Here is a 22632-nt window from a genome sequence, read left to right on the forward strand (position 1 = left end):
TGCCAAAAAAAGGGGAATTTCACTCCACTACCTGGAAACTGCCTGCCGGAACACCGCAGATCGGGCATTTCTCAGGGGGCGTGGTGATGAAAACATTGCCACAAACCGGACAGATCTTGACATCATCCGCCTTGAGATCTGAACCATTTGTGACTGCTTCAAGTGCATCCTTATATAAGCCTGCATGCACCTCTTCTGCCTTCATCGCATGTGTGAAGGTGATCTCTGCATCTTTCCTCCCCTCAGCCTGTGCCCGCTCGACAAAATCAGGGTACATCGTTGTAAATTCATGGGTTTCACCCTCAATGCCACCTTTCAGGTTCTCGGCGGTCGACTGGATCATGCCTGCTATCCTGAGGAGCCTGCGTGCATGTATCTCTTCTGCCTTTGATGCTGCCCGGAAGAGCTTTGCCACATTTGAAAACCCTTCTTCCTGCGCTTTTTCAGCAAAAATTGCGTACTTCCGGTTCGCCTGCGACTCACCTGCGAATGCTTCCATAATATCCTGTTCGGTTGCCATACCAGTTCAATGGCAGTTAAACAGGAAAAATGTTTTGGATCAAGCGAACGACATCCTTAACAGAAAACATCCCAAAAATGAATAGCATGAAAGTACAGCCGGAGGTACGCCTGATACGTGAAACCCCGGAGATCGATCGCCCACGGGAACGGATCAGAGCCAGGGGGGCATCTTCCCTCTCCGATCCCGAGCTTGTTGCTGCCATTATCGGGAGGGGTATCAAGGACCATGACGTCACAGCCATTTCCAAAGATATCTGCCGGTGCATCGGAGAGAAAGGGCTCTCGGTTTCATGTGAGGATCTGGTGCAGATACAGGGTATAGGCGAGGCGAAAGCCTGCCAGATACTGGCAGCATTCGAACTGGCACGGCGTGTGCAGAATAAATCATGCCGCCCGAAGATCACAAGCCCGGAAGACGCACTCCCCTATGCCGAGGAGATACGGGTGGAGCGGCAGGAGCATGTGATCTGCATCACATTGAACGGGGCGCACGAGCTAATTAAAAGAAGAACAATTACAAAAGGGATCTTAAACCAGAGCCAGATACATCCCCGTGAGGTATACGCAGATGCAATCAGCGACCGTGCCGCTTCAATCATCATCATGCATAACCACCCCTCAGGGAACGTCACACCCAGCTCTGATGATATCGCTGTGACAAAGAAGCTTGCAGAAGCAGGTGAAGTCCTTGGAATCAGGCTGATCGATCATATCATCGTCGCCGAGAACGGCTTCTGCTCACTCCATGGAGAGGGGTACTTCTGAGGCAGATCAGCCGCACTTTGCCATTCTGATTGCATCCCCAAGTGCATATCCTTTGGCATATGCCTCTTTTAAAAGCTCCGGCCGCGTTTTAAGATCCTTTATCGTATCCATATCATCCCGAAGCAGGCTGTCCGAGAGCGGACAATCGATGATCTCCCCGAATGCATGCATCGTCTGGACAAGACCGGAGAAGAGATTTTTGATATTCATACCTGCAATCGAGAGGAGGAGCATCTTCCGCACCTTCCTCTGTTCAGAGGATATCAGGGATTCGCCACGCTCATATTTTGCCATATAAAAGACCTGGAACCTGTCAATGAAAGACTTCAGTGCACCGGGCACCCCCATCGTCATAACAGGTGTTGCAACGATCAGTCCATCAGCATCCCGGATCTTATCATAGTACTGCTGCATCTCATCTTTGATCGCACACCGTGGTTGTGCTTTACAGGCGAAGATCTCCATACAGGGTTTGATCGAAAGGCCGGGTACCCAGACAACCTCGACGGTGCATCCGGCTTCTTCTACACCACGGATCGCTTCTCTCATGAGTATCGCGGTATTTCCTTCCTGTCTCGGGCTTCCCAGCAATGCAATGATATGGCACTCCATATCTCCATTCTTACCGGCAGAACAGATAATTGTTCTTCTCCTACCAAAAAAAACACAGACATCTTCACAATGATTAAATACAGGCAAGACCCATTCACGTTTTGGTGAAAGACCAATGGCCAATGTAGAAGAACGTTGTGAAATTGTAAAGGCAGGAGGAAAAGCAAAACCTGGCAAATATGTCTGCATCGACTGTGGCAGGGAAATGACCCTGACAGAAGCCGAACAGGATCTCAGGAAATGCCCGACCTGCGAATGTGCAGAGTACCAGTGCTTCCCGATGACCCATATAAGGCCTGATATCAAGACAGCTGAAGATGTACAAAACCCTCCAAAACGCGGTGATTCAAAGATTTAAGTGTTGCATAGAAGGTATGCAGCCGGAATCGCCCTTGGAGGCCGAAATGAGGTGAGGAACGATGGTAAATGTATCCAGTGAAGGACAGATCTTCGTCTGTGAGATCTGCGGAAATGTCGTCGAGGTCAAGGAGGCCGGCGGTGGCGAACTGATCTGCTGCGGCCAGCCAATGGAATTGCAGGAGTGATGACGCTATGGCAAAAAAGAAAGACGATCTTAAAACTCTAGAGGAGAAAATCGGTAAAGTGCCGGTCTTCTTCCGCGGGCTTATGGAGAAGGAGCCTGAGATGTTTGAGATGGTCATGAAGTTCGACCAGCATATCTGGGCAGACGGTGCTCTTGATCGGAAGACAAAGAAAGTCCTGGCGATTGCCATTGCAGCGGCTCTCAGGGATGAGCATGCGATCCGTGCCCAGCTTGCCGGTGCAAAACAGCTTGGCGTAACAAAAGAACAGATCGAAGAGGGACTCCGGGTAACCTTCATGCTCTCCGGAATGCCCGCATATGTCTATGGCAAGACTGCCATGGAAGAGATAATGAAGGGATGATTGAAATGTGTGACGATATGGATATGTACTGTGACTGCGGACCGAGTATGCCGACTATAGGCCAGGAAGCCCCGGATTTTGAAGCGATAACAACACATGGGCCAATGAAGCTCTCTGACTTCAAGGACAAGAAATGGGTCGTACTTTTCTCGCATCCGGCAGATTTTACACCGGTCTGCACCACCGAGTTTATCGCACTTTCCCAGGCAAACCCAGAGTTTGAGGCATTAAATGCCCAGCTTGTCGGCCTTTCCATCGACAGCATCCACTCCCATCTCGCATGGGTTCGGAATGTAAAAGAGAAGATGGGAGTAAAAATTCCATTCCCGGTTATTGCGGATCTGGATATGAAGGTGGCATCACTCTTCGGCATGGTTCATCCAGGCCAGAGTACCACCGCTGCGGTTCGTGCAGTCTTCTACATCGATCCCCAGATGATCATCAGGGGCATCCTCTATTACCCGCTCTCAAACGGGCGGTACATTCCTGAACTCGTCCGTCTCCTAAAGGCGTTCCAGACAAGCGATGAGCATGGGGTTGCAACACCCGCAAACTGGCAGCCTGGAGACAAGGTGGTGGTACCCGCACCAAAGACCGTCGAACAGGCTGAGATCCGTGAGACTGAGGGGTACGAATGCAAAGACTGGTACCTCTGTTTCAAACAGATCTGACTCCTTTTTTTATAAAATCCATTGCAACCACACAGAGATCTGATCTGCTATTGCTTCAATACGATGGGGTTTGCCAGATATGTGTTCCCGCTATACCATAATCGGCACCCGCATACTCAGCGAGCGGTTCGCCATTCCACCAATTCCTCCACGTTACAATGCCGCTCCGGGACAGCGCCTTTTGATAATAACAACAGAGGATAAGCTGACAGAGGCTGTCTTTGGAATCATGAGGGATGACGGCCGGCGCCGGATTAATGCACGAGTCGAGGGAATGGAACGAAAAACCAGAGGCAGAGAGGAGCGCTGCACTATCCCGGCAAGCGGCTTTTATGAATGGAAGACCGGGGGGATGCGAAAACAACCCTACTATATCTTTTTTCCAGAGAGGGAACTTGTCGCATTCGCAGGGATCTATGACAGGGGAAGAGAGGCATTCTGTATCGTTACAAGAGCAGCAGTCGAACCGGTTAGCAGGATTCATCCCAGGATGCCTTTTGTACTCACTGAAAAAGGCGAGGCGGAGTGGCTTGCAGGAGCAATAAACGCTCCCTCGGAAGAGGTAATGGATATGTATGCTGTATCAAAAGAGATTAATAACTCTGCTGTTCCCGATAAACCATCCCTGATCTTACGTCCGGATCGCCATCACTGGTGGTAAGCAGCATCCATCCAATTTTGGAGTATAAAAAATAATTATTTGATATGGATAAATTCTTCAACGATTGCCCTAATTTCCTTCTCTTTCGCATAGATCCTCTCACTCAGCCCTTTATCCTGGAAATTCCTGAGCTGTGTGACAGTTGAATCGATGAGCGCTGCAGGGAATATGCCATCTGATTCGAAGATCGAACGCTTTTCTTCGAGAGCATCAGCTGACTCGACACATGAGGCGGGAAGCTGCTTTAGTGAATTCAGTTTCTCTGCATTCTTCGGATCGAAGATATTGCCGTCGACATAAAGATCGCGTGCCCTGTCCAGCGCATCCGGCATCCTGATACCGTGGAGCGATGCAACAACAAGCCCGGCTGCAATCTTGTAGACATCTGCGGAGCCGTCAGGTGTCCTGAGTTCAATAGTCTGTTTCCCCATACGCTGCTGTTTTGCAGGTGGAGCTGCCGGGTTCGCATCACGGATCATGTCGCCGTCACCGATCCATCCAAGCGGAACCCTGACAACAACGGAGCGGTTCCGATCTCCCCAGCAGACATTGGTCGGGGCTTCCTGGTGTGGCACCAGCCGCAGGTACGATGTCGGGATCGTATTTCCAAAAGCAGTCAGGGCATCCGAACATTCGAGGAGACCCGCGATCATCTTCTTTGCAAAATCGGAGAGCCCATTCTCCCCGACCATAAGGTTCATCCCATCTTTTACCGCCATCATATGGAAATGGAGACCTGAGCCGGCTTTGCCGACTGTGATCTTTGGCGCATAACTCACCTGCACACCATATGCCTCACCGAGCATCCTGACGATCCATTTTGCGATTACCAGCTGATCGACCGCATCCTCTATAGGGGTAGGGAGAAACTCTATCTCGTGCTGTTCGTAGAGTTTTCCATCCTGGGTGAAACATCCCACCTCTGCATGGCCGTATTTGACCTTCCCGCCAGCCTGTGCAACCAGGCGGAGAGCTTCAATACGGAACTCCTCAAACTGGGTAAATGGCCGTGATTCATGGTATCCACGCTGATCGCATACGGGATAGAGGGGATCAGGCTCTGCGATCACATAGTATTCAAGTTCTGCAAGGGCAAGGAACGCGGCACCGGTCTCTCTCCTGAATAGCTCATGTGCCTTTCTCAGGACATATGAAGGATCGTTTGGGAGCGGTTTCCCCTCATTTGTGTAGAATGAGCAGAGGAGCTCAAGTGTCGGCACCTCGGAGAAGGGGTTTAAGAACGCCGTTCTATACCGGGGAACCACATATAGATCGCTTGAACCAGCTTCGATACAAGAGAAGAGCTGCGAACCGTCGATCCGCTCGCCATCACTTAAGATTGTATCCAGGTGCTCTTTCCCGGTTATCACAAAATTGAGTGTCTTCAGCTTTCCATCTTCTCCCACGTAGCGGAAGTTGATCATCTCGATGCCATAATGGACAACAAACCGGATGAGATCATCCTTACTAAACAGTGTAGCAGGTTTCCCGATAAACCGTTCAAGTTCATTGGGGTTCTGAGGGGAATCGTCTATCTCCATGTACAGGTACGGTGTGACAAGTTCCATTAAAATGGTTCTTCAGGGCAGGGGAGCCTTATTTTTGCACCCCTACATGGAAGATAAATTCCTTCCATCCCTCCCGCCGACCGGCAAGGGTTATTACCTCGAAGAACAACCCTCATCTGATGCTCGAACAGTATAAAGGATGCCTCCTCGGTGCTGCGCTCGGTGATGCGCTCGGCATGCCGAATGAAACAGCACCTCCCCGCCTGCACGCTCCCCTGCGGGGGTTTCGGAAAGCTTATAAAGGCCATCCGAATGATTCGCTCAAGCAAGGACAGTACACAGACGACACCCAGATCATGCTTATTGTTGGAAGGCAGGTTGCTGACCGGGAATACTCTGAAGATGCATATGCCGCCGCTCTCAAGGAGACCTACGATGCAGGACGGCTCCGGTTTCCGGACAGTGCAGTCCATGCCACATGCGAGCGCCTCAAAACAATACGCTGGAAAGAAGCATCAGTCAATTCCAGTACTGCCGGAGCAGTCCCGCTCGCCATCCCCTTTGCACTCGCCTTCACAGACCTGATCGAATGTTCGGAACGGCTCGTCGTTGCATGCAGCGTAACCCATATTCACCCAGGAGCTCTCGCAGGGGCGGTGACGGTAGCCACCCTTATCCGGACAACTCTTGCCGGGGATCGGGATCCGCTTGCACTGGCAGCGGCGGCAGCCATGCGGGAGGATGAACTGCTTGGAGTCCGTGTCCGTGAAGCACTCCGGCTCGCAGACGAAAGTGGCATTTCCATCCAGGGAGCGTATGAGCGGATCGGAAGCGACAGTTCGGTGTACCAGACTGTGCCTCTCGCATGCTTCCTGTCGCGTCGTTTAGACGATCCCGATAAACTGCTTACGATTGCATCACAGACAGGAGGAAATGCAGATACCATTGCATTCATCTGTGGGGCATATGCAGGTGCAAAATATGGGAAAAGCGGGCTGCCATCAGATCTTCTTGAACAGCTGGAATCGCGCGATCTGATCGAACAGCTCGGAATTGACCTTCTCAGGCGGACGGGGCAGCCGATTCCCGGTGGAGCAGAGTAGCCATCTGCCCATCAGGGTAAAACCCTTTATCCAACCTCTGCAAGATAGCATGTATGGATATTGCAATCATCGGAGCATCCGGATATGCGGGTGGAGACCTGATGCGGCTCATTGCCCTTCACCCCGATACGGAGCTCACCTGTGCCACTTCCCGCAAACTTGACGGGACATTGGTCAGCAAGGATCAACCCCATCTGAAAGGATTTGTTGATATCAACTATACTAACCCTGATGTGGATAAAGTCGATGCTGACGTCGTCTTTCTGGCAGTTCCCCATACCGTGGCGATGCAGTATGCGGGATCACTCCACTCCCGTGGGATCAAAACGGTCGATCTCTCGGCAGACTACCGGCTTCCACAGCCGATATATGAAGAAATCTATGGCGTTTCTCATACCGCATATTTTGAAGCTCCGTATGGTATCCCTGAGCTCCACCGTGACGAAGTGAAAGGCTCAATTTTCGTTGCTAACCCCGGATGTTTTCCAACCGGAGCAATACTCGCAGCGGCACCGGTTGCGGATCTTGCAAGGACAATCATCTATGATTCAAAGACCGGTGTTTCCGGAGCAGGAGATACCGTATCTGAGACGACACACTACCCCAATGTCGCTGACAATATCAATCCATACAAATGGACACAACACCGCCATCTACCGGAGATGCAGCTTGAGATCTCACGCCTCGGATCGCAGGCCAGCGTCCATTTCACTCCGCACCTCGTCCCGGTGACACGCGGCATCCTTACAACTGCACATATCATTACCGAACGCCCTGTCACAACCGACGAAGTCAGGCGGCGATTTGAGCACATGTACCGGAACGAGCCCTTCATCCGGCTCCAGACCCCGAAACTCGGGCATGTCCGGGGAACGAACTTCTGCGATATCGCCTTTGAGGTGGAAGAAGGGGGGAGGCGTATTGTTGCCGTTTCAGCAATAGACAACCTGATGAAAGGCGCCGCCGGACAGGCAGTACAGAATATGAATATCATCTGTGGGCTTGAGGAAACAACAGGGCTTCTCTTCCCGGCAGCCACACCCTGAGGTATGTAGTATGAACGTAGAAACAGTCATGACACCGGATCCCGTGACCATCCAGGCAGAAGATACAATCCGTGAAGCATCGAGGATAATCCGAGAGAAGAAGATCGGCGGACTCCCGGTGATGGATGGAGAGAACTTAATCGGGATAATCACTGAATCGGATATCCTGGCACTTCTCTCGGTGAAAGGCCCAAGCGATGACCTCTGGCTACCATCCCCGCTTGAGGTGATCGAGATCCCAATCCGTGAATTTTTCAACTGGGAAAAGACTAAAGATGCCCTCTCAGACATCGGATCACGGCATGTCCGGTCAGTGATGAGCTATCCGATCATCACCGTCGATGCTGAGGACACGATTGAAGAAGCTGCCAGAATCATGCTCCACGAAGGTATCGCCCGGCTCCCGGTTCTCAGGGAGGGGGCACTTGCCGGGATCGTCACACGAGCTGACATTATCGAGGGGATCGGACGGAAGAAGGAGGAGGATGCCGAGTGAAAAGTATCTGTGGTGTTGCCGGTGTCACTGCCGCGGGTATAAAAGAAGGGAAGTACGGGCTTGCGCTGATACAAGCATCAGGAAATTCAGCAGCAGTCTTCACCCAGAATAAGGCACGGGCACCTGTCATCGACCTGATGGCAGAGCGGATGAAGAAGAACCGGCTTGAGGGAATCATCGCCAATTCCGGATGTGCAAACGCCTATACCGGCAGGCGCGGGATGGAGGATGCAATCAGGATGGCGGAGATCGGTGGGGAGGCGCTCGGTATCGATCCGATGAATATCGGGGTTGCAAGTACCGGCGTCATAGGAAGGTACCTGAACCTCGATCTTATTGAAAAGCAGGCGGGATCGCTCTCGCTCTCATCCTCTGAAGAGGCGGAGATACAGGCAGCCAGAGCGATCATGACGACCGATCTTGTGGAGAAACACGCCTTTCTACAAGGTGAAAGTTTCGCTGTTGGCGGAATCGCAAAGGGAAGCGGGATGATAGCTCCGAATATGGCAACGATGCTCGGGTTCATCTATACGGATGCGGAGATCGCCCAGCCGGATCTCCAGCCGATCCTGAAGAGGGCTGTCTCCCGTAGTTTCAACCGGACCATTGTAGATGGCGATGTCTCGACAAATGACTGCGTATTCCTGACCGCAACCGGTGAAGCAGGAGCGGTTCCTCTGAAGGAGTTCGAGGAGGGCCTGACTGCCGCATGTATTCACCTCGCAAAAGCTATTGCACGGGATGGTGAGGGAGCCACAAAACTAATCGAGGTGATCGTTTCCGGTGCACGGAACGAAAGCGATGCAGAGAAAGTGGCAAAAGCCGTTGTGACAAGTCCGCTTGTCAAGACCGCAGTCTATGGCCAGGATCCAAACTGGGGACGTGTTGTAGCTGCCGCCGGGTATGCAGGGGTAGACTTTGAGATACCGGATCTCTCCCTCTGGATCGGAGGCGGCGGGGAGAAGACACCGCTTGTACAAAAGGGTGAGATAACCGCCGATCTTGCCGCTGCAAAAGCCGCAATGAGAGGTGATACGGTTATCTTTTCGATTGATCTTGATTCCGGTGATGCCGGGGCAACTGCATGGGGCTGCGATTTAACCGAGAAGTACGTTGAGATAAACGGGAAGTATACAACATGAAACGCGAAGATGTCCTGATGGAGGCACTGCCCTATATCAGGCAGTTCCACGGGAAGACGATCGTAATCAAGCTCGGCGGCCATGCGATGGTCGACCCGGCAATTATGAATACCGTCATTGAGGATGCCGTCCTCCTCCACTACATTGGTATGCGTGTCGTCCTGGTGCATGGCGGGGGACCCGAGATCACTGAAAAGATGAAGGCGATGGGCAAAGAACCGAAATTTGTCGCCGGACTCCGGGTTACGGACCATGATACCCTCGAGATCGCGATGATGGTGCTGGCAGGGAAGATCAGCAACACCATCGTCTCCCTGATCGCACAGAACGGCGCACGGGGGGTTGGCATATCCGGAAACGATGGAAACCTCGTCATCGCCAGGAAGATGGATGCCCAGAAGGTGATGATCGAGGATCGTGAAGAGGAGGTTGATCTCGGTTTTGTCGGTGAGATCCAGCGGGTGAATCCCGGGCTTCTCAGGACGCTGCTTGATTCAGGCTATATCCCGGTCATCTCACCTCTTGCGATTGATGAGGCAGCAAATAACTTAAATATCAATGCAGACACGATGGCAGGGGAACTTGCAGTGGCACTTGATGCAGGCAAGCTTGTATCGCTCACCGATGTGGATGGTGTGATGGATGCATCCAGGACAAAGATCTACCACCGGCTCACCCTGGCGGAAGTGGAGTCAATGATCGCAGACGGCACCATCCAGGGAGGCATGATCCCAAAACTGTCAGCATGCATCTATGCATCCAGAAATGGAGTTGAACGATGTCATATCATAAACGGGAATGCCCCGCATAATCTCATCCTCGAACTCTTCACCGACCTTGGCGTCGGTACGATGATCCGGGGATAGATCACTTTTTTATCCTGAACAATCCATCATTCTTTTGCTATGGTCGCCACCTGGGAACTGATCTTTACTGTCGTTCCAGGAGTTATCCTCTTCCTCTTCGGCATTGAAAACTTCAGCAAGGAGATCCTGGCGGTGGCACGGGGGCGATTTGCCGCTATCCTTGGAGAGCTGACAACCAACCGCTACAAAGGGCTCCTCCTTGGTGCAGGGATCACTGCGCTTGTCCAGTCAAGTGCGGCGACGACGGTGATCGCCATCAACCTGGTCAATGCCGGAACAATCTCATTTGTCCAGAGCCTTGGCATCATTATCGGCTCAAATATCGGAACCACGATCACCGCCCAGCTGGTTGCTTTCAAGCTCACCTCATTTGGCCCGGCCTTCATCATTGCAGGATTTCTTATCGGGCTTATCGGCGGGAGATACAAATTCCTTGGAAAACCGCTCTTCTACTTCGGCCTCGTCTTCTTCGGGCTGACGCTCGTCAATAATGGGATCGACCCTTACAAAAACGATCCACTTGTCCTTGAACTCCTCGGCGGCATTGCTTTTCTCCCCCTTGCCATCTTCGTCGGGTTCCTGGTAACAACCGCATTCCAGTCGAGTTCTGTGACAACCGGACTTGTCGTCATCCTCGCCCAGCAGGGCATGATCACGATGCCCGAGGCGATCCCTTTCCTCCTCGGCGCAAACATCGGCTCGACAACAACCGCTCTCTTCGCATCACGGGGCCTCGATCTCTTTGCACGCCGGGCAGCAGCTGCCCATACCATCTTTAATGTTGGGGGAGTGCTGCTGATCCTCCCCTTTTTGGTACCATTTGTGGATCTGATCACATGGATTGGCGGGACAGAGGCACAGCAGGTTGCAAATGCCCATCTTATCTTCAATGTGGTTGCTTCGGGGATCTTCATTCTTGCACTGCACCCCTTTTCACGCCTTGTCATCCGTGCTGTTCCCGGCGAGGAGGAGGAGATCCTCTTTCGGACTGTCGCAATTCGAAAGGATATGCCAAAGTCACCTGATGAAGCGCTGCCCCTCATTGAAGAGGAGGTGATTCACCTTTATGATATTACACATCGGGCATTTGATGCTGCAATCGGGGTATTTGATGCAGCAAAGCCACCCCGTGTCTACCAGAAGGCGGGGAAGCTGGAGCTAGTCAACGACTATATTGATGAGGAGATAGAAAAAGCGGTCTTCGTCCTCTCCAGGGAGGCACTGCCCGAGCCTGAGGGTATGAAGACGATGCTCCTTGTCAGGATCTCAAATGAGCTTGAACGGCTCGGGGATCTCTCCCGTGATCTTGCCAAAGTCGGCCGTAATGCACACCGGAAGGGCAGTCCATTCCCAAAAGGACAGGTGGAGGCGATCAGGGGGATCTATCGCATTTTTGATGGCAATATCCAGGAACTCGCAAAAAACTTCCCCCATTCAAATAAGGAGACGATCAATTCTCTCCGTGCACGCGACATCGAGCTCCAGCGTGCATTAAACCTTGAATACTCACTCTACCTGAAGCGTATTGCACAGCTGAATGAGAGCGGCGATTCCCGGTACCTCGAGGTTCTTTCAATCCTTGAAGCTGCAAACGGAAAGATCAGGGATATCAGGAAGCTAACTGAGGATTACTCTGCTCTTTGGGAAGAGAACTCTCAGCCAGACTAATAAATTGAGCTGTCCTTGTGAAGGATTGATTAGATCCCCTTCAGAGAGCAGGAGAGTCGGAGGGAGCTGTGCACCATATTCTCAAGATCCTCCTGTGTGTAGGGGTTTTCCTCAATCTTCTCCCAGTCACGGGTAGTATCCTCGTCATTTTCCCCAACCCAGGAAGTGATAGCAACATCAGGAATCGCAAAGCCAAGCCACGAAAAGAAGTTCAGGAGATTGCCAGCAACATGCTGGACACCATCAACATGACCGATGATGATGAGTCCTGCAACCTTGTTATGAATCATCCGGTTTCCAAACCAGGAGTACTGGTTCTCGATGCAGTTCATACGTTCGACGAATTTCTGGACTAAAGCCGAGTGATTATTCCACCTGATTGGAGAGGCGAGGATGAGAATATCGCACCCGAGTACCGCATCATATACTCTCTGCATCTGATCATCTGTGTATTTCAGTGTCGACATGCAGGGGTAGATACATTGGGAGGGATCTTCTGAATAATTGCCTTCACAATGATAAATCTTCAGATCCTTCAGCCTGATGAACTCGGTTTTGGAGCCGAATGTCTCATATTTCAGAAGAGCTCTCTTCAGAAGCCGCTCTGATTTGCTCATGTCGCCATCCTGACGGCTGGATCCGGATATTCCAAGCACTTTGATACCCTGGCACCGCCTGGGATCAGGGGGGTCAATGACATTCACACCAAATTTTCGTCCTACAAGGGGAGAAGGCATAGGAGAATCTATTCTCTCGTGCTATTTCTAGCTGACGCTCCAAACGATCCGGGGTAAAACCGGAGACTGATGCAAGGGTTTTTATTCTGAGAGATGCGAACAAAATACCATGAAGGAACGCTGTGTCAATAATCTTGGCGGTAAAGTCATCATGATGGATGCAAAGCCTGATGAAGTGAATGATTACGTCAGGAAAAACACCGCGGAACAGTATGAGATGGTGCCGGATTTTGAGTTCCGGGGACTCCATATACTCCTGCCAAAGCCGATGCTTGTCGGGCTGAAGATAAAAAAGAAGAAAATTATTCTCCCATTTACTAAGCTCTGCCCCAAGTATGGAACCGTCCTCTATGAGATCGATGCAGAGGACGGGGATTTTGAGGCGATCCGGTCAGGGCTTAAAAAGGTGGAGTGAGAGTATCAATTAGCCAGTACCTTCAGCCCGAAGAGCTGTCCTGGAAAGGAGATGAGATGCGTGATCATTAATCCTGTACCGGACCGATCTCCCCTCTTTTCTCACCGACAACAGGCCTTTCTCTTCAAGCCTGTGCATATGCCAGGTTATCGAAGGACCGCTCTTGCCGATGGCGTCGGCGATCTCCTGACGGGAGATTTCGGGCTGTATCAGGATAATCCTGAGGATCTCCGAGGCTGTCTGTGAACGAAGGCAGGAGATGATATCCAGTTCATCACGGGAATAGGTTCCCCCATTCTGGAAGAATCTCTTAAAGCCTTTCTCTTCAACAACCCGGATCATGTGCGAACGCTCAAGGATAGCACAATGATACCGGATCGTGCTCAGGGTTGCCTTCGACTTCCTGGTAAGCTCATGAAGGTGAATGCCGGGCTCTCTACAGATCCTCCCAAATACCTCTTGTCTCAGGGAATTATCAAGGACATTCGAGCCAAAAACACGCCTGTACCCGCCAATAGCCCAGAATTTCATGGCAGTCAGCACCTCTATTGGAAAACAGGAGGCCTGGAGAAGGAATATCCAGAGAGGAAGCTCAAATAAGCCGATCGGGATCGGCGTCACAGGAACTGCTCCTGTCGGGGGGTTCTCATACCCTGAGCTAATCGTATAGGGAACCGCCGCCGCAGAACAGGCAAGCGCTGTCAGGCAGACGAGTATGATCAGAAGCTTTGCATATAGATTCATCAGTACCAGATCGTGAATGTATACCGGCTCTCTTCATCACCGGTGTTCTCAATTCGGAAGTACCATTCTCCTTCTGGCATAATAGTATCTCCGGCAATCTCCAGATATACTCTGTTATCGAAAATACCGTCATCTGCATCCTCAAACGGACCGAGAACAGCATCGGGCGAATATACCGTCAGGACAAGCGGCCCCTCTTCGTAGAGAAGATCGACCCATATACGCTCTTTTTCTTCCGGGATGGAGAGGGAAGAGTACTCTGTCTGATCCCCGTTCACAAATCTCCATTCCGGTTCTTCCACTACATCGTGCTGTGTCGGAATGGTATTGACCTGATAAATGCTCAGTGGCGGATAGAGGGAGGGATTAAGGCGTACCTTCAACCGAAATATCGAAATACTGATCGGAAGAAAGGGATCGCGAGGTTGTGCATGAAATATCCGGATAGTCCGCTCACCAGTCTCATTAAGGATGGGGGGTCTGGTTGAAAGCCCAAACGGCGCTACATTCGTTGAAGGCATTGGTCGATTCGGGAAGGGTGAGAACCGGGGGTCACGGAGCTTAATGCGGGGAAATGTTTCGTTCATCTCCATAGAATTGAAAATAACGATCTGCTCCTGTGGCTGGAATTCCCGCTTGAAAACAATCTGTCGCTCTTCAGTATCATCGTCCCAAAATGCGGATACCGGGACAAAGATCAGTATGATACTGATATATATTGTGAGCCAGACAGAGAGCCGGTTATTCATTCGTCTAATTTCTTTTTTACAATAGTATAAAGGATATGGTACAATCATCTACATGTCGATGCAACTGATGAAGAGGGAAATGGATCAGAGGCGATATGTTGAGGATTGTGCGAGAATGCTCTATTAAACAGCCTGCATTCATTCTTCTGAACATGATTGAACTGACAGATCTAACCAAGCGGTACAATGGAGTGCCAGCAGTTGACAATCTCTCCCTTCGCGTAAGCGAAGGGGAGATCGTCGGACTCCTTGGCCCAAATGGTGCGGGGAAGAGTACCACGATACTGATGACGACAGGCCTTATCGAGCCGGACGCAGGGCAAATTAAGATTGAAAGGCATATCATGCAGAAGAACCCGCTTCTGGCAAAAGCAAAGATTGGGTATATGCCCGAAGATGTCGGGTTCTATCCCGGACTGACCGCTGCCGATAACCTTGATTTCTTCGGGAGGCTGTATGAGATGGAGGCAGGGAGGAGAAAGAAGAGGATAGATGAACTCCTCGTATCTGTCGGGCTTGACGGAGTATCAACCCTTGTCGGAGGATACTCAAAAGGGATGCGACAGCGGCTTGGGCTTGCCAAGGCACTGCTGAATGAGCCACCGGTTATTATCCTTGATGAGCCAACCGCAAACCTTGATCCGGTCGGGGTTTCAGATTACCGGAAGATAGTCAGGCAGGCAGCAGCCGATGGAGCAGCCATACTTGTCTCCTCACATATCCTCTCTGAAGTGAGTGTTATCTGCTCACGGATAGCGCTTCTCTCACGGGGAAAGCTTGTTGCAGATGGCACATGGCAGGAGATATCCGACCAGGGGAGCGATCTAATCGTCCGTGTTGAAGGGCGCCTGCCTCTCCCTGAATTCTCTATCGGGGGGATCAGATCGGTCTCCTATACTCCTGATCGGACGAGTGCTGTGATCGTTGCATCACAGGATATCCGTTGCGAGATTGCCGATGCAGTTACATCTGCCGGAGTTCCTCTTCGAAATCTTCAGATTGATTCTGAATCTGCCGAGGAAGCGCTTCTCCAGCGCTTCAGGAAGGAGGCAGACGCATGAGTAACGGGCTCTTTGTGGTTGCCGGAAAGGAGTTTGCTGACTCATTCCGCAACAGGACAGTTCTTGCGATCTTTGCCATATTTTTTGCGATCACAATCATCGGGATGATCGGCGGGATTGCCGAATACCAGGACACACTCGACTCCTATAATGAACGGCTTTCAACAGCAGGAACAGTGGAACGAGGATTGATGGATACGCGGCCATCCCCCATGATCGTCTTTGAATCGGTTGGCGCACTCCTCGTCACGATGGGAGCACTCCTTGGGATCACCGCAGGCTTTGACCTGATCACCCGTGAGCGGGAGACGAAATCGCTGAAGGTGCTTCTTTCCCACCCGGTATTCCGGGATGAGGTGATTAATGGGAAGGCAATCGGCGCAGGCGGAGCACTTGCGTTCATCTTTGCCGCGACAATAGCCGTTTCCATTGCCCTCCTCCTCATCACCGGCATTGTGCCAGGGGCAGAAGAATGGTCATCGATAATGATATTTGCATTCTCTGCATTCCTGATGATCGTCGCGTATTTTGCCATTGGACTCTGCATGTCTGCGATCTCCGAAACAAGTGGAGCAGCGCTGATCTATACTCTCATTATTTTCATCCTTCTCTCCGGGCTGCTGCCGGTGCTTGTGGAGAACGGGGCTGCTGATGCAATCGCAGGTGATCCCCCGTCAATGCCACGGACGATACAATCAACTCCTGCTGAGGGGGATATGGGTGCCTTCCAGGCATTGACCGATACCGAAGAGTTCCAGCAGTTTAGATTCGAAATGCAGGACTGGTGGTCAAGACGGCAGGCGGTGATTGATATTGCAGCGCTTTTCTCCCCGACGATGAGCTTTAATGCGATCTCAGATACCCTTATCACCTCACAAACGGTGCAGGTCAGAACAGGGCCCGGCGGTGGGATGTATGCACAGGCAACAGCAAATACTTCCGGATCAATACTATCGCATCTTCTTGCTCTCCTTGTATTCCCGGCAGTATTCTTTGGAATTGCGTACATGCGGTTTATGAGAATGGATCTGAGGTGAGTGAAATGATCAGAAGACTGATAATCATCGGACTGATCTTTTGTATCCTCATTCCTGGGATAGCATCAGCCAATACAGATACGAATAAGCAGTATTCAATATCAACACCGTTTCCAGGAAGGGTTGTCGAAGCAGGAACAGTTTCGTCATTCCCAATCACCATTGAAAGCGTCGGAATGGGAGAAACAGGCAGGCTCTGGGTACATACGTTCTCGGGAACAACAGCTAACTGGGAGTTTTATTTTGTAAAAGATGGATCTGAAGTGACCCAGGTCACTCTTCCAGCAGGAACAAAAGAGACTGTTACCCTTGAGGTTGAGACAGATTCTCAAACACCGATTGGAGAATACCGTGTCAAGGTATATGTCGGAGATGCTACACTCTGGCTCACCATTCATATCGATTCAACACATCGGGGAGAAGACGGGTATCTTACGCTCAGGACTGTCGATGAAATCGGGCAGCCGGTTGGTGGTGTTCTGGTCGAAGTGAAACCTTCAACCGGGGGCAACGATCCGATCCTGCTCACGAGTGCAAACGATGGAACGCTCAAAACCGTCATCTCACCACGAGAGTATCTGGTCAGTATCGAAAAGGAAGGGTATATCCCGCCACCGGCAGTTACCACACGGGTGCGTGCAGGAATGACCGAGGATCTCTCTGACCTTTATCTCCAGACACGGGATACCGCACTTGATGCCACCTGGGAGACCTATGCAGTAGCGGTGACACCCGGCAGTTCGACGACAATAGACATATCACTGGAAAACATCGGCCGGGCCGGTGCGACATTTGTTCCCGGAACTGAGGATGTACCAGAGGGGTGGTCTGTCCGGTACCGCATAACAACCGGAACCGGAACAACAACCCAGGATATATCTGCACTATACCTTGCACCAGGAGATAAGCGGGATATACAGATGGTAGTCACACCAAAATACCGTGAAGAGATCGGATCGTTCACCTTCAGATCGGTCATCACCGCCCCTACAGGAGACCGTTATACGGGAGAGATCGAAGCATCGGTCCGTGGATCTCATGGGATGGAGGTTTCGCTCGACAGGTATCTTCTTGAGACAACAGGATCCAACCCACTTGAGTTCCAGGTCACGGTGAGAAACTCAGGAACAGCAGGCGACCTCACAGCGGTAATACCGGAGATCTCAGCCCCGACAGGGTGGAATGCCGAGATAATCCCTGAAACTGTGGCAGGTATTGCTCCAGGGGAGCGGGCAGTCTTTGATATCTCTCTCATTCCGCCATCAAACGTGGTGGCAAGCGAATACAAGTTCACCATGAAAATAGGCTCAGATCAGGCGGTTGTTGAAGATGACTTCCGTGTGAATGTGAAAGAAGGATCATTTGCGGCGATTCTCGGAGTGCTACTCCTCATACTCGTTGCAGGAGGTATCTACCTTGGATTCAGGAGGCACCAGAGGCGGTGATTCAGAATGGATCCATCCCTTCCTAAAAACCCTTATCGTTTTGGATAGCATAGAATAGAGAGATGAATGGAAGGAATCGATCCGATCTCCGGATCGGATCACAGGTGAGCGTTATCCAGAAGAAAGACCAGCAGAGCGGAAAGACAACAGAGGGGATTGTCGCCGCAATTTTAACCAACTCTTCTTTTCATCCCCACGGAATCAAGGTCAGGCTGGCAGACGGCACCGTCGGCAGGGTAACCTCGATTCAAGGCTAAAAGTTAAGAACGGGAGAGGGCACCAGTCCCTTCCCGCCAGCATTTCCGGGCAGCACGTGATTATATCCGAGGTTAAGATAGGTTGATAGATCAGACAAGCCAGGGTGTGGTGCATGGATTATGTCTGTTATTGTCCCACGTGTGCGCCATTTATGAATGGGTTTCTATACAAATTACGATTTGCGTTAATTTAATTTAATTAATCTCAATGTGAGCAGAGCTACCAGTTGCCATCCTTTACCGTCCCCTTCACATTCGCACTCCGCGGGATAACCGTATTTACCATGAGAACTGAAGAAGAATAGATAATGATCGTCATCGGGATAGATCCAGGCATTGCCCGCGTGGGATACGGGGTGATCGAGAAGCAGGAGCGTTTGATACGCCCACTCTGTTACGGCTGTATCGAGACATCTTCCCATGAACGAACAACAAGCCACCGCCTCCACGAGATTTACACCCGTATACAGGTGCTTTTTGCAGAGCATTCACCGGATGAGATCGCCGTTGAGGAGCTCTTCTTCACAAAGAATGTCACCTCAGCCATCAGGGTCGCCGAAGTGCGGGGCGTTATTCTGCTTGCGGCAGAAGAGCGGGGGGTCGAAGTCGTCGAATATACCCCAAACCAGATCAAACTGGCAGTATCCGGGTCAGGACGGGCAAAGAAAGAGCAGGTACAGGATATGGTTCGCCGGCTCCTGAAGCTTGAGGAGATACCACGTCCCGATGATGCAGCCGATGGTCTTGCGATTGCACTCTGCCATATCAATACCCTGAGGTAAGAAAAGCATGTTTGCACACATGACCGGAACGCTCTCTTCTGTTGGTGAAAAGTCAGTTGTCCTTGACATCGGCGGGATCGGCTACCTGCTCCAGGTGAGCCAGCCAACCCTCCGGGAGATACAGGATACAGAAGGCCCTGTAAAGCTTTTCACCCAGCTTGTTGTCAGGGAGGATGCTGTCATGCTGTATGGATTTTACCGGCAGAGCGAGCAGGAACTCTTCCAGATCCTGATCAATGTCTCAGGAATAGGACCCCAGATTGCACTCAACATTCTCTCGCAGATCTCGCTTGAGCAGTTTGCCATGGCAATCATCAATGATGATGAGCGTGTGCTCACCAGTATCTCGGGGATCGGACCAAAGAGTGCAAAGCGGCTGATCCTGGAACTGAAAGAGACGATGAAGAAACGGAGGGGATCATTCATCGAAAAAGAAGACCATATGCCAGCATCTGATGCGAAGTCAGCCCTTGTATCTCTTGGATTCTCCGAGCGGGAGGCTGAGGATTCCGTGAAAGCTGTGATGGAGCGGCTGCCCGAAGGAAGCGTGCAGGCGATCATTAAAGCCGCACTCCAGCATATGAAGGAGAGAGCAGCATGACCGATCGGATCATCACCCCTATTAAGTTCGAGGATGAGATCGACGATCCCGCGATCAGGCCCGCCCGGCTTGATGAGTTCGTCGGCCAGCCGCAGATCAAAGAGGCGCTTCAGATTGCAATCGAAGCAGCAAAGATCCGGGGCGAGACCCTTGATCATATTCTCTTTTCAGGACCGCCGGGTCTTGGAAAGACAACACTTGCCCAGATCATCGCCCGTGAGATGGGATCGGCAATACGGAGCACAACCGGTCCTGTTCTTGACAAGCCCGGGGATCTCGCTGCCCAGCTGACGGCATTATCTTCCGGGGATCTCCTCTTCATCGACGAGATCCACCGGCTGAACCCGGTCGTTGAGGAGATCCTCTACCCGGCAATGGAGGACTACAGCATCGATGTGATGATCGGTGAGGGGCCGGGTGCACGGGCAATACAGCTCCCGCTCGACCAGTTCACCCTTGTTGGCGCAACGACACGGGTCGGACTCCTCGGCTCCCCGCTCCGTGACCGGTTCGGACTCATCTTCCGGCTGAACCTCTACGAGGTGGATGATCTCCTCTCGATTGTGAAACGCTCAGCGGCAATCCTGAAGATCCCGATCTCCGAAGAGGGAGCGCTTGAGATCGCAAAGCGGAGCCGGGGAACACCGAGGATCGCAAACCGGCTTCTCAGGCGTGTCCGCGATTATGCAACAGTCCGGGGGGACGGCTCTATCTCCCGTGAATCGGCGGATAACGCCCTCAACATCCTCGGGATCGATCCCCTCGGGCTTGACGATCTGGATCGCAGGATCATCACCGTGGTCGCCCGTGACTTTGGCGGGGGCCCTGTCGGGGTGAAGACGATCGCAATCTCAATCGGAGAAGAAGTCAGGACGATCGAAGAGGTATATGAGCCGTACCTGATCAGGATCGGTTTTTTGAAACGGACGCCAAAAGGACGGGAGACGACCGGGGCGGCGGTTGAACATCTTCAATGGGAATGCTGATTTTATAGAAGAATATCATAAACGCAGATAATCAACATATAATGGATTATCCCCGAAATACGATAACATCACCTTATAAAAGAAACGCTTTTCCAATCTACCCATATCCTATTTATTTATTAAGTTAAATTGCGTAAATGTAAAAAATATGGATATCATACTTGAGATGATCTCAGCAGGGATCATCGGAGGTGTACTCATTCTTGCAGTGAAGAGCGGCGTAGGGTGCGGTCTGTCGAATCTGTCCGGAAAGGAGCTTATGATGTTTGCATCCATGTATGCGGTGATCGCACTCATCATGGGTGCCGGAATCGGATACATCCCTTTTGACCTGACAGAACAGGTAGTCGGGCTTGGGCTCCTGATGCATACCGCTATCGGGGTTGGACTCATCTATTTCGGCATTCAGACAGGGCGGCGATGGCATTGTGAAAAATGCGACATATCCCGTCACACCTTCCTCTGGCTCTCCCTCCCGTGTCCTGCATGCCTTGCAGCCACCTTCTTCTCCTGCATGATCCTTATTGAGACCACCGGATATCCCGGATTCACCATTGGTGGGATCGTAGGATCATTCTTTGCAGGCGGTGTGATCATTGGGGCGGTTGTAGTGAAGAGTATCACCAATCGATATCAACTCGACAGAACGACAATACTTGGATCAGTGATGCTCTTTCTCGGCCTCTTCTATCTGGTAACGCCGTTGATTGTCTTTGCATATATGAAGATGGAGTCGGTGCCGAACATAGACAGTACAGTCAATATCATCGGCACCATCACTGCAATGGCTATGATGGCGGGGATTGTCCTCCTGGGGATACTGATTGAACGGACACGACAGATGAGAAAGGCAGGTGGACAATAATGGATATACCATCAATGATCATGGGTGCAATGTTCGTCATATCGGAGTCACTCCTCTATCCTGCGATCATTCTCCTTCTCCTCCTTGTCATCTGGACACTCCTCACTTTCGGGAGATTCATCTCGGAATATTCCGGCAGGGTGCGGGACATTGAGGGGTTAAGGAATGGATGTATGGAAACACGGGAACATCTTCGGAACGGCCATTCTGAAAAAGCCGCATCAGCCCTTACACAGATGAAGACCAATTATCTCCTCACTAAATTCCTCCAGGAAATCTCAAAGACTCTCGACCATGAGACATGCAGAGTGGAACTTGAGAAGATCCTTGACGATTATGAGATCACAATATCAAAAGAACTTGAAGGCTTGAAGATCCTGACACGAACTGCCCCAATGCTTGGGCTGATGGGAACACTCATCCCGCTTGGACCAGCACTCCTTGGCCTCTCAAGTGGCGACATTCAGATGCTGGCAACGAGCCTCGTCATCGCATTCAGTACAACCGTTCTGGGGCTCTTCGTTGGGGGTATCGCGTATGCCCTTCTCCTCATAAGAAGAAGATGGTACATCCAGGATCTAAGTGATATGGAATTTATCACACGGATGATACCATGAGACGGAGACGGATCATTCTCGACGACGATGATGAAGACCCGCTCTCCGGTGTGGCAAACCTCTTCGATATTGCAATGGTCTTTGCAGTTGCGCTCCTTATAGCCCTCGTCGTTTCATATAATATTCCTGAGCTCCTTGACCCTGACGCCGATCTGACCGTTGTTAAGAATCCAGGGCAACCTGATATGCAGGTCATCGTGAAGGAGGGGACATCGATTAAGGTGATGAACATGACCGCAGAACTTGCCGGTGGACAAGGGAGCAGGATGGGTATTGCCTACCGTCTGCAGACAGGTGAAGTGATCTATGTCCCTGAAGATTCCGATCCATGAGCGAGATCAGAAGGTTTATTCTTTATCAATAGATATTG

The 22632-nt window shown here is 51.3% G+C and carries 29 protein-coding genes; 23 read left to right on the plus strand and 6 right to left on the minus strand.

Annotated features, from left to right (window positions below):
* Positions 1–19: 19 nt before the first annotated feature.
* Positions 20–520 (minus strand): rubrerythrin family protein, encoded by a 501-nt coding sequence (locus tag FTO68_RS07420; RefSeq protein ID WP_255332754.1) that lies wholly within the window; start codon positions 518–520, stop codon positions 20–22.
* A gap of 86 nt (positions 521–606) precedes the next feature.
* On the opposite strand from FTO68_RS07420, the gene radC reads away from it, so the two are divergent.
* Positions 607–1287: a RadC family protein gene (gene radC, locus FTO68_RS07425; RefSeq protein ID WP_255332755.1), complete on the plus strand. Its 681-nt coding sequence runs from the start codon at positions 607–609 to the stop codon at positions 1285–1287.
* A 6-nt stretch (positions 1288–1293) separates the two neighbouring features.
* Here the strand turns inward: radC and FTO68_RS07430 are convergent, their stop codons facing one another.
* A complete protein-coding gene (locus tag FTO68_RS07430) occupies positions 1294–1899 on the minus strand; it encodes a flavodoxin family protein (RefSeq protein WP_255332756.1) in 606 nt (201 codons plus the stop codon).
* Positions 1900–2014: 115 nt separating this feature from the next.
* Here FTO68_RS07430 and FTO68_RS07435 point away from each other — a divergent pair, with 115 nt between their 5' ends.
* From FTO68_RS07435 to FTO68_RS07455, 5 genes are all read left to right on the plus strand, one after another.
* The gene (locus tag FTO68_RS07435) at positions 2015–2257 is read left to right on the plus strand and encodes a zinc ribbon-containing protein (protein ID WP_255332757.1); all 243 of its coding nucleotides are present in this window, start codon (positions 2015–2017) and stop codon (positions 2255–2257) included.
* Positions 2258–2318: 61 nt separating this feature from the next.
* Entirely contained in the window at positions 2319–2444 is a 126-nt protein-coding gene (locus FTO68_RS07440) for a desulfoferrodoxin FeS4 iron-binding domain-containing protein (RefSeq protein ID WP_255332758.1), read from the plus strand.
* A 7-nt stretch (positions 2445–2451) separates the two neighbouring features.
* Positions 2452–2805 carry a carboxymuconolactone decarboxylase family protein gene (locus FTO68_RS07445; protein WP_255332759.1) on the plus strand — a complete coding sequence of 118 codons (354 nt, stop codon included), beginning with the start codon at positions 2452–2454 and terminating at the stop codon, positions 2803–2805.
* 5 nt (positions 2806–2810) lie between these two features.
* On the plus strand, positions 2811–3476 hold the full coding sequence (locus FTO68_RS07450; RefSeq protein WP_255332788.1) for a peroxiredoxin: 666 nt from the start codon (positions 2811–2813) through the stop codon (positions 3474–3476).
* A 79-nt stretch (positions 3477–3555) separates the two neighbouring features.
* Positions 3556–4137, plus strand: a complete 582-nt coding sequence (locus FTO68_RS07455; RefSeq protein WP_255332789.1) for an SOS response-associated peptidase — start codon at positions 3556–3558, stop codon at positions 4135–4137.
* Between the two features lie 35 nt (positions 4138–4172).
* Here the strand turns inward: FTO68_RS07455 and FTO68_RS07460 are convergent, their stop codons facing one another.
* Entirely contained in the window at positions 4173–5705 is a 1533-nt protein-coding gene (locus FTO68_RS07460; protein ID WP_255332760.1) for a glutamine synthetase family protein, read from the minus strand.
* Between the two features lie 119 nt (positions 5706–5824).
* On the opposite strand from FTO68_RS07460, the gene FTO68_RS07465 reads away from it, so the two are divergent.
* From FTO68_RS07465 to FTO68_RS07490, 6 genes are read left to right on the plus strand one after another with little or no spacing between them, the layout of a single operon-like run.
* The gene (locus tag FTO68_RS07465) at positions 5825–6748 is read left to right on the plus strand and encodes an ADP-ribosylglycohydrolase family protein (RefSeq protein ID WP_255332761.1); all 924 of its coding nucleotides are present in this window, start codon (positions 5825–5827) and stop codon (positions 6746–6748) included.
* A gap of 53 nt (positions 6749–6801) precedes the next feature.
* Positions 6802–7794 carry an N-acetyl-gamma-glutamyl-phosphate reductase gene (gene argC, locus FTO68_RS07470; protein ID WP_255332762.1) on the plus strand — a complete coding sequence of 331 codons (993 nt, stop codon included), beginning with the start codon at positions 6802–6804 and terminating at the stop codon, positions 7792–7794.
* 10 nt (positions 7795–7804) lie between these two features.
* The gene (locus tag FTO68_RS07475; RefSeq protein ID WP_255332763.1) at positions 7805–8290 is read left to right on the plus strand and encodes a CBS domain-containing protein; all 486 of its coding nucleotides are present in this window, start codon (positions 7805–7807) and stop codon (positions 8288–8290) included.
* Positions 8287–9432, plus strand: coding sequence for a bifunctional ornithine acetyltransferase/N-acetylglutamate synthase (gene argJ / locus FTO68_RS07480; RefSeq protein ID WP_255332764.1), 1146 nt, complete (start codon positions 8287–8289; stop codon positions 9430–9432). Before FTO68_RS07475 ends, argJ begins: the two co-directional genes overlap by 4 nt.
* Positions 9429–10298, plus strand: a complete 870-nt coding sequence (gene argB / locus FTO68_RS07485) for an acetylglutamate kinase (RefSeq protein ID WP_255332765.1) — start codon at positions 9429–9431, stop codon at positions 10296–10298. The genes argJ and argB overlap by 4 nt, the downstream gene beginning before the upstream one ends.
* 39 nt (positions 10299–10337) lie before the next feature.
* The gene (locus FTO68_RS07490) at positions 10338–11966 is read left to right on the plus strand and encodes a Na/Pi cotransporter family protein (protein WP_255332766.1); all 1629 of its coding nucleotides are present in this window, start codon (positions 10338–10340) and stop codon (positions 11964–11966) included.
* A 29-nt stretch (positions 11967–11995) separates the two neighbouring features.
* Here FTO68_RS07490 and FTO68_RS07495 read toward each other — a convergent pair whose 3' ends face one another.
* Positions 11996–12703, minus strand: coding sequence for a flavodoxin family protein (locus FTO68_RS07495; protein ID WP_255332767.1), 708 nt, complete (start codon positions 12701–12703; stop codon positions 11996–11998).
* Positions 12704–12812: 109 nt separating this feature from the next.
* Here FTO68_RS07495 and FTO68_RS07500 point away from each other — a divergent pair, with 109 nt between their 5' ends.
* On the plus strand, positions 12813–13118 hold the full coding sequence (locus tag FTO68_RS07500) for a DUF1894 domain-containing protein (protein ID WP_255332768.1): 306 nt from the start codon (positions 12813–12815) through the stop codon (positions 13116–13118).
* Positions 13119–13127: 9 nt separating this feature from the next.
* On the opposite strand, the gene FTO68_RS07505 is transcribed toward FTO68_RS07500, so the two are convergent.
* Complete coding sequence (locus tag FTO68_RS07505; protein ID WP_255332769.1) at positions 13128–13862, minus strand: winged helix-turn-helix transcriptional regulator; 735 nt, start codon at positions 13860–13862, stop codon at positions 13128–13130.
* Positions 13862–14611, minus strand: coding sequence for a hypothetical protein (locus tag FTO68_RS07510; protein ID WP_255332770.1), 750 nt, complete (start codon positions 14609–14611; stop codon positions 13862–13864). The genes FTO68_RS07505 and FTO68_RS07510 overlap by 1 nt, the downstream gene beginning before the upstream one ends.
* A gap of 152 nt (positions 14612–14763) precedes the next feature.
* Between FTO68_RS07510 and FTO68_RS07515 the strand changes: the two genes are divergently transcribed.
* From FTO68_RS07515 to FTO68_RS07560, 10 genes are all read left to right on the plus strand, one after another.
* The gene (locus tag FTO68_RS07515; protein WP_255332771.1) at positions 14764–15672 is read left to right on the plus strand and encodes an ABC transporter ATP-binding protein; all 909 of its coding nucleotides are present in this window, start codon (positions 14764–14766) and stop codon (positions 15670–15672) included.
* A complete protein-coding gene (locus FTO68_RS07520) occupies positions 15669–16709 on the plus strand; it encodes an ABC transporter permease (protein ID WP_255332772.1) in 1041 nt (346 codons plus the stop codon). Before FTO68_RS07515 ends, FTO68_RS07520 begins: the two co-directional genes overlap by 4 nt.
* A gap of 5 nt (positions 16710–16714) precedes the next feature.
* Positions 16715–18154, plus strand: coding sequence for a COG1470 family protein (locus tag FTO68_RS07525; RefSeq protein WP_255332773.1), 1440 nt, complete (start codon positions 16715–16717; stop codon positions 18152–18154).
* 62 nt (positions 18155–18216) lie between these two features.
* Positions 18217–18411, plus strand: a complete 195-nt coding sequence (locus tag FTO68_RS07530) for a YwbE family protein (protein ID WP_255332774.1) — start codon at positions 18217–18219, stop codon at positions 18409–18411.
* 308 nt (positions 18412–18719) lie between these two features.
* Positions 18720–19193, plus strand: coding sequence for a crossover junction endodeoxyribonuclease RuvC (gene ruvC / locus FTO68_RS07535; protein ID WP_255332775.1), 474 nt, complete (start codon positions 18720–18722; stop codon positions 19191–19193).
* Between the two features lie 7 nt (positions 19194–19200).
* The gene (gene ruvA, locus FTO68_RS07540; RefSeq protein WP_255332776.1) at positions 19201–19794 is read left to right on the plus strand and encodes a Holliday junction branch migration protein RuvA; all 594 of its coding nucleotides are present in this window, start codon (positions 19201–19203) and stop codon (positions 19792–19794) included.
* The gene (gene ruvB / locus FTO68_RS07545) at positions 19791–20780 is read left to right on the plus strand and encodes a Holliday junction branch migration DNA helicase RuvB (RefSeq protein ID WP_255332777.1); all 990 of its coding nucleotides are present in this window, start codon (positions 19791–19793) and stop codon (positions 20778–20780) included. The genes ruvA and ruvB overlap by 4 nt, the downstream gene beginning before the upstream one ends.
* Positions 20781–20928: 148 nt before the next feature.
* A complete protein-coding gene (locus FTO68_RS07550; RefSeq protein WP_255332778.1) occupies positions 20929–21645 on the plus strand; it encodes a DUF2162 domain-containing protein in 717 nt (238 codons plus the stop codon).
* Positions 21645–22262: a MotA/TolQ/ExbB proton channel family protein gene (locus tag FTO68_RS07555; protein ID WP_255332779.1), complete on the plus strand. Its 618-nt coding sequence runs from the start codon at positions 21645–21647 to the stop codon at positions 22260–22262. The genes FTO68_RS07550 and FTO68_RS07555 overlap by 1 nt, the downstream gene beginning before the upstream one ends.
* Complete coding sequence (locus FTO68_RS07560) at positions 22259–22594, plus strand: DUF2149 domain-containing protein (protein ID WP_255332780.1); 336 nt, start codon at positions 22259–22261, stop codon at positions 22592–22594. The genes FTO68_RS07555 and FTO68_RS07560 overlap by 4 nt, the downstream gene beginning before the upstream one ends.
* Positions 22595–22632: the final 38 nt, after the last annotated feature.

The sequence above is a fragment of the Methanocalculus taiwanensis genome, assembly GCF_024372745.1.
GTDB lineage: Archaea > Halobacteriota > Methanomicrobia > Methanomicrobiales > Methanocorpusculaceae > Methanocalculus > Methanocalculus taiwanensis.

Coding starts and splice junctions, on each gene's coding strand:
- FTO68_RS07500 (WP_255332768.1), top strand. CDS start 12,813: ATGAAGGAACGCTGTGTCAATAATCTTGGCGGTAAAGTCATCATGATG.
- radC (WP_255332755.1), top strand. CDS start 607: ATGAAAGTACAGCCGGAGGTACGCCTGATACGTGAAACCCCGGAGATC.
- FTO68_RS07420 (WP_255332754.1), bottom strand. CDS start 520: ATGGCAACCGAACAGGATATTATGGAAGCATTCGCAGGTGAGTCGCAG.
- FTO68_RS07530 (WP_255332774.1), top strand. CDS start 18,217: ATGAATGGAAGGAATCGATCCGATCTCCGGATCGGATCACAGGTGAGC.
- ruvB (WP_255332777.1), top strand. CDS start 19,791: ATGACCGATCGGATCATCACCCCTATTAAGTTCGAGGATGAGATCGAC.
- FTO68_RS07455 (WP_255332789.1), top strand. CDS start 3,556: ATGTGTTCCCGCTATACCATAATCGGCACCCGCATACTCAGCGAGCGG.
- FTO68_RS07510 (WP_255332770.1), bottom strand. CDS start 14,611: ATGAATAACCGGCTCTCTGTCTGGCTCACAATATATATCAGTATCATA.
- FTO68_RS07495 (WP_255332767.1), bottom strand. CDS start 12,703: ATGCCTTCTCCCCTTGTAGGACGAAAATTTGGTGTGAATGTCATTGAC.
- FTO68_RS07430 (WP_255332756.1), bottom strand. CDS start 1,899: ATGGAGTGCCATATCATTGCATTGCTGGGAAGCCCGAGACAGGAAGGA.
- FTO68_RS07465 (WP_255332761.1), top strand. CDS start 5,825: ATGCTCGAACAGTATAAAGGATGCCTCCTCGGTGCTGCGCTCGGTGAT.
- FTO68_RS07550 (WP_255332778.1), top strand. CDS start 20,929: ATGGATATCATACTTGAGATGATCTCAGCAGGGATCATCGGAGGTGTA.
- FTO68_RS07460 (WP_255332760.1), bottom strand. CDS start 5,705: ATGGAACTTGTCACACCGTACCTGTACATGGAGATAGACGATTCCCCT.
- argC (WP_255332762.1), top strand. CDS start 6,802: ATGGATATTGCAATCATCGGAGCATCCGGATATGCGGGTGGAGACCTG.
- FTO68_RS07520 (WP_255332772.1), top strand. CDS start 15,669: ATGAGTAACGGGCTCTTTGTGGTTGCCGGAAAGGAGTTTGCTGACTCA.
- FTO68_RS07440 (WP_255332758.1), top strand. CDS start 2,319: ATGGTAAATGTATCCAGTGAAGGACAGATCTTCGTCTGTGAGATCTGC.
- ruvA (WP_255332776.1), top strand. CDS start 19,201: ATGTTTGCACACATGACCGGAACGCTCTCTTCTGTTGGTGAAAAGTCA.
- FTO68_RS07505 (WP_255332769.1), bottom strand. CDS start 13,862: ATGAATCTATATGCAAAGCTTCTGATCATACTCGTCTGCCTGACAGCG.
- FTO68_RS07475 (WP_255332763.1), top strand. CDS start 7,805: ATGAACGTAGAAACAGTCATGACACCGGATCCCGTGACCATCCAGGCA.
- FTO68_RS07555 (WP_255332779.1), top strand. CDS start 21,645: ATGGATATACCATCAATGATCATGGGTGCAATGTTCGTCATATCGGAG.
- FTO68_RS07445 (WP_255332759.1), top strand. CDS start 2,452: ATGGCAAAAAAGAAAGACGATCTTAAAACTCTAGAGGAGAAAATCGGT.
- FTO68_RS07515 (WP_255332771.1), top strand. CDS start 14,764: ATGATTGAACTGACAGATCTAACCAAGCGGTACAATGGAGTGCCAGCA.
- FTO68_RS07490 (WP_255332766.1), top strand. CDS start 10,338: ATGGTCGCCACCTGGGAACTGATCTTTACTGTCGTTCCAGGAGTTATC.
- ruvC (WP_255332775.1), top strand. CDS start 18,720: ATGATCGTCATCGGGATAGATCCAGGCATTGCCCGCGTGGGATACGGG.
- FTO68_RS07435 (WP_255332757.1), top strand. CDS start 2,015: ATGGCCAATGTAGAAGAACGTTGTGAAATTGTAAAGGCAGGAGGAAAA.
- argB (WP_255332765.1), top strand. CDS start 9,429: ATGAAACGCGAAGATGTCCTGATGGAGGCACTGCCCTATATCAGGCAG.
- FTO68_RS07450 (WP_255332788.1), top strand. CDS start 2,811: ATGTGTGACGATATGGATATGTACTGTGACTGCGGACCGAGTATGCCG.
- FTO68_RS07525 (WP_255332773.1), top strand. CDS start 16,715: ATGATCAGAAGACTGATAATCATCGGACTGATCTTTTGTATCCTCATT.
- FTO68_RS07560 (WP_255332780.1), top strand. CDS start 22,259: ATGAGACGGAGACGGATCATTCTCGACGACGATGATGAAGACCCGCTC.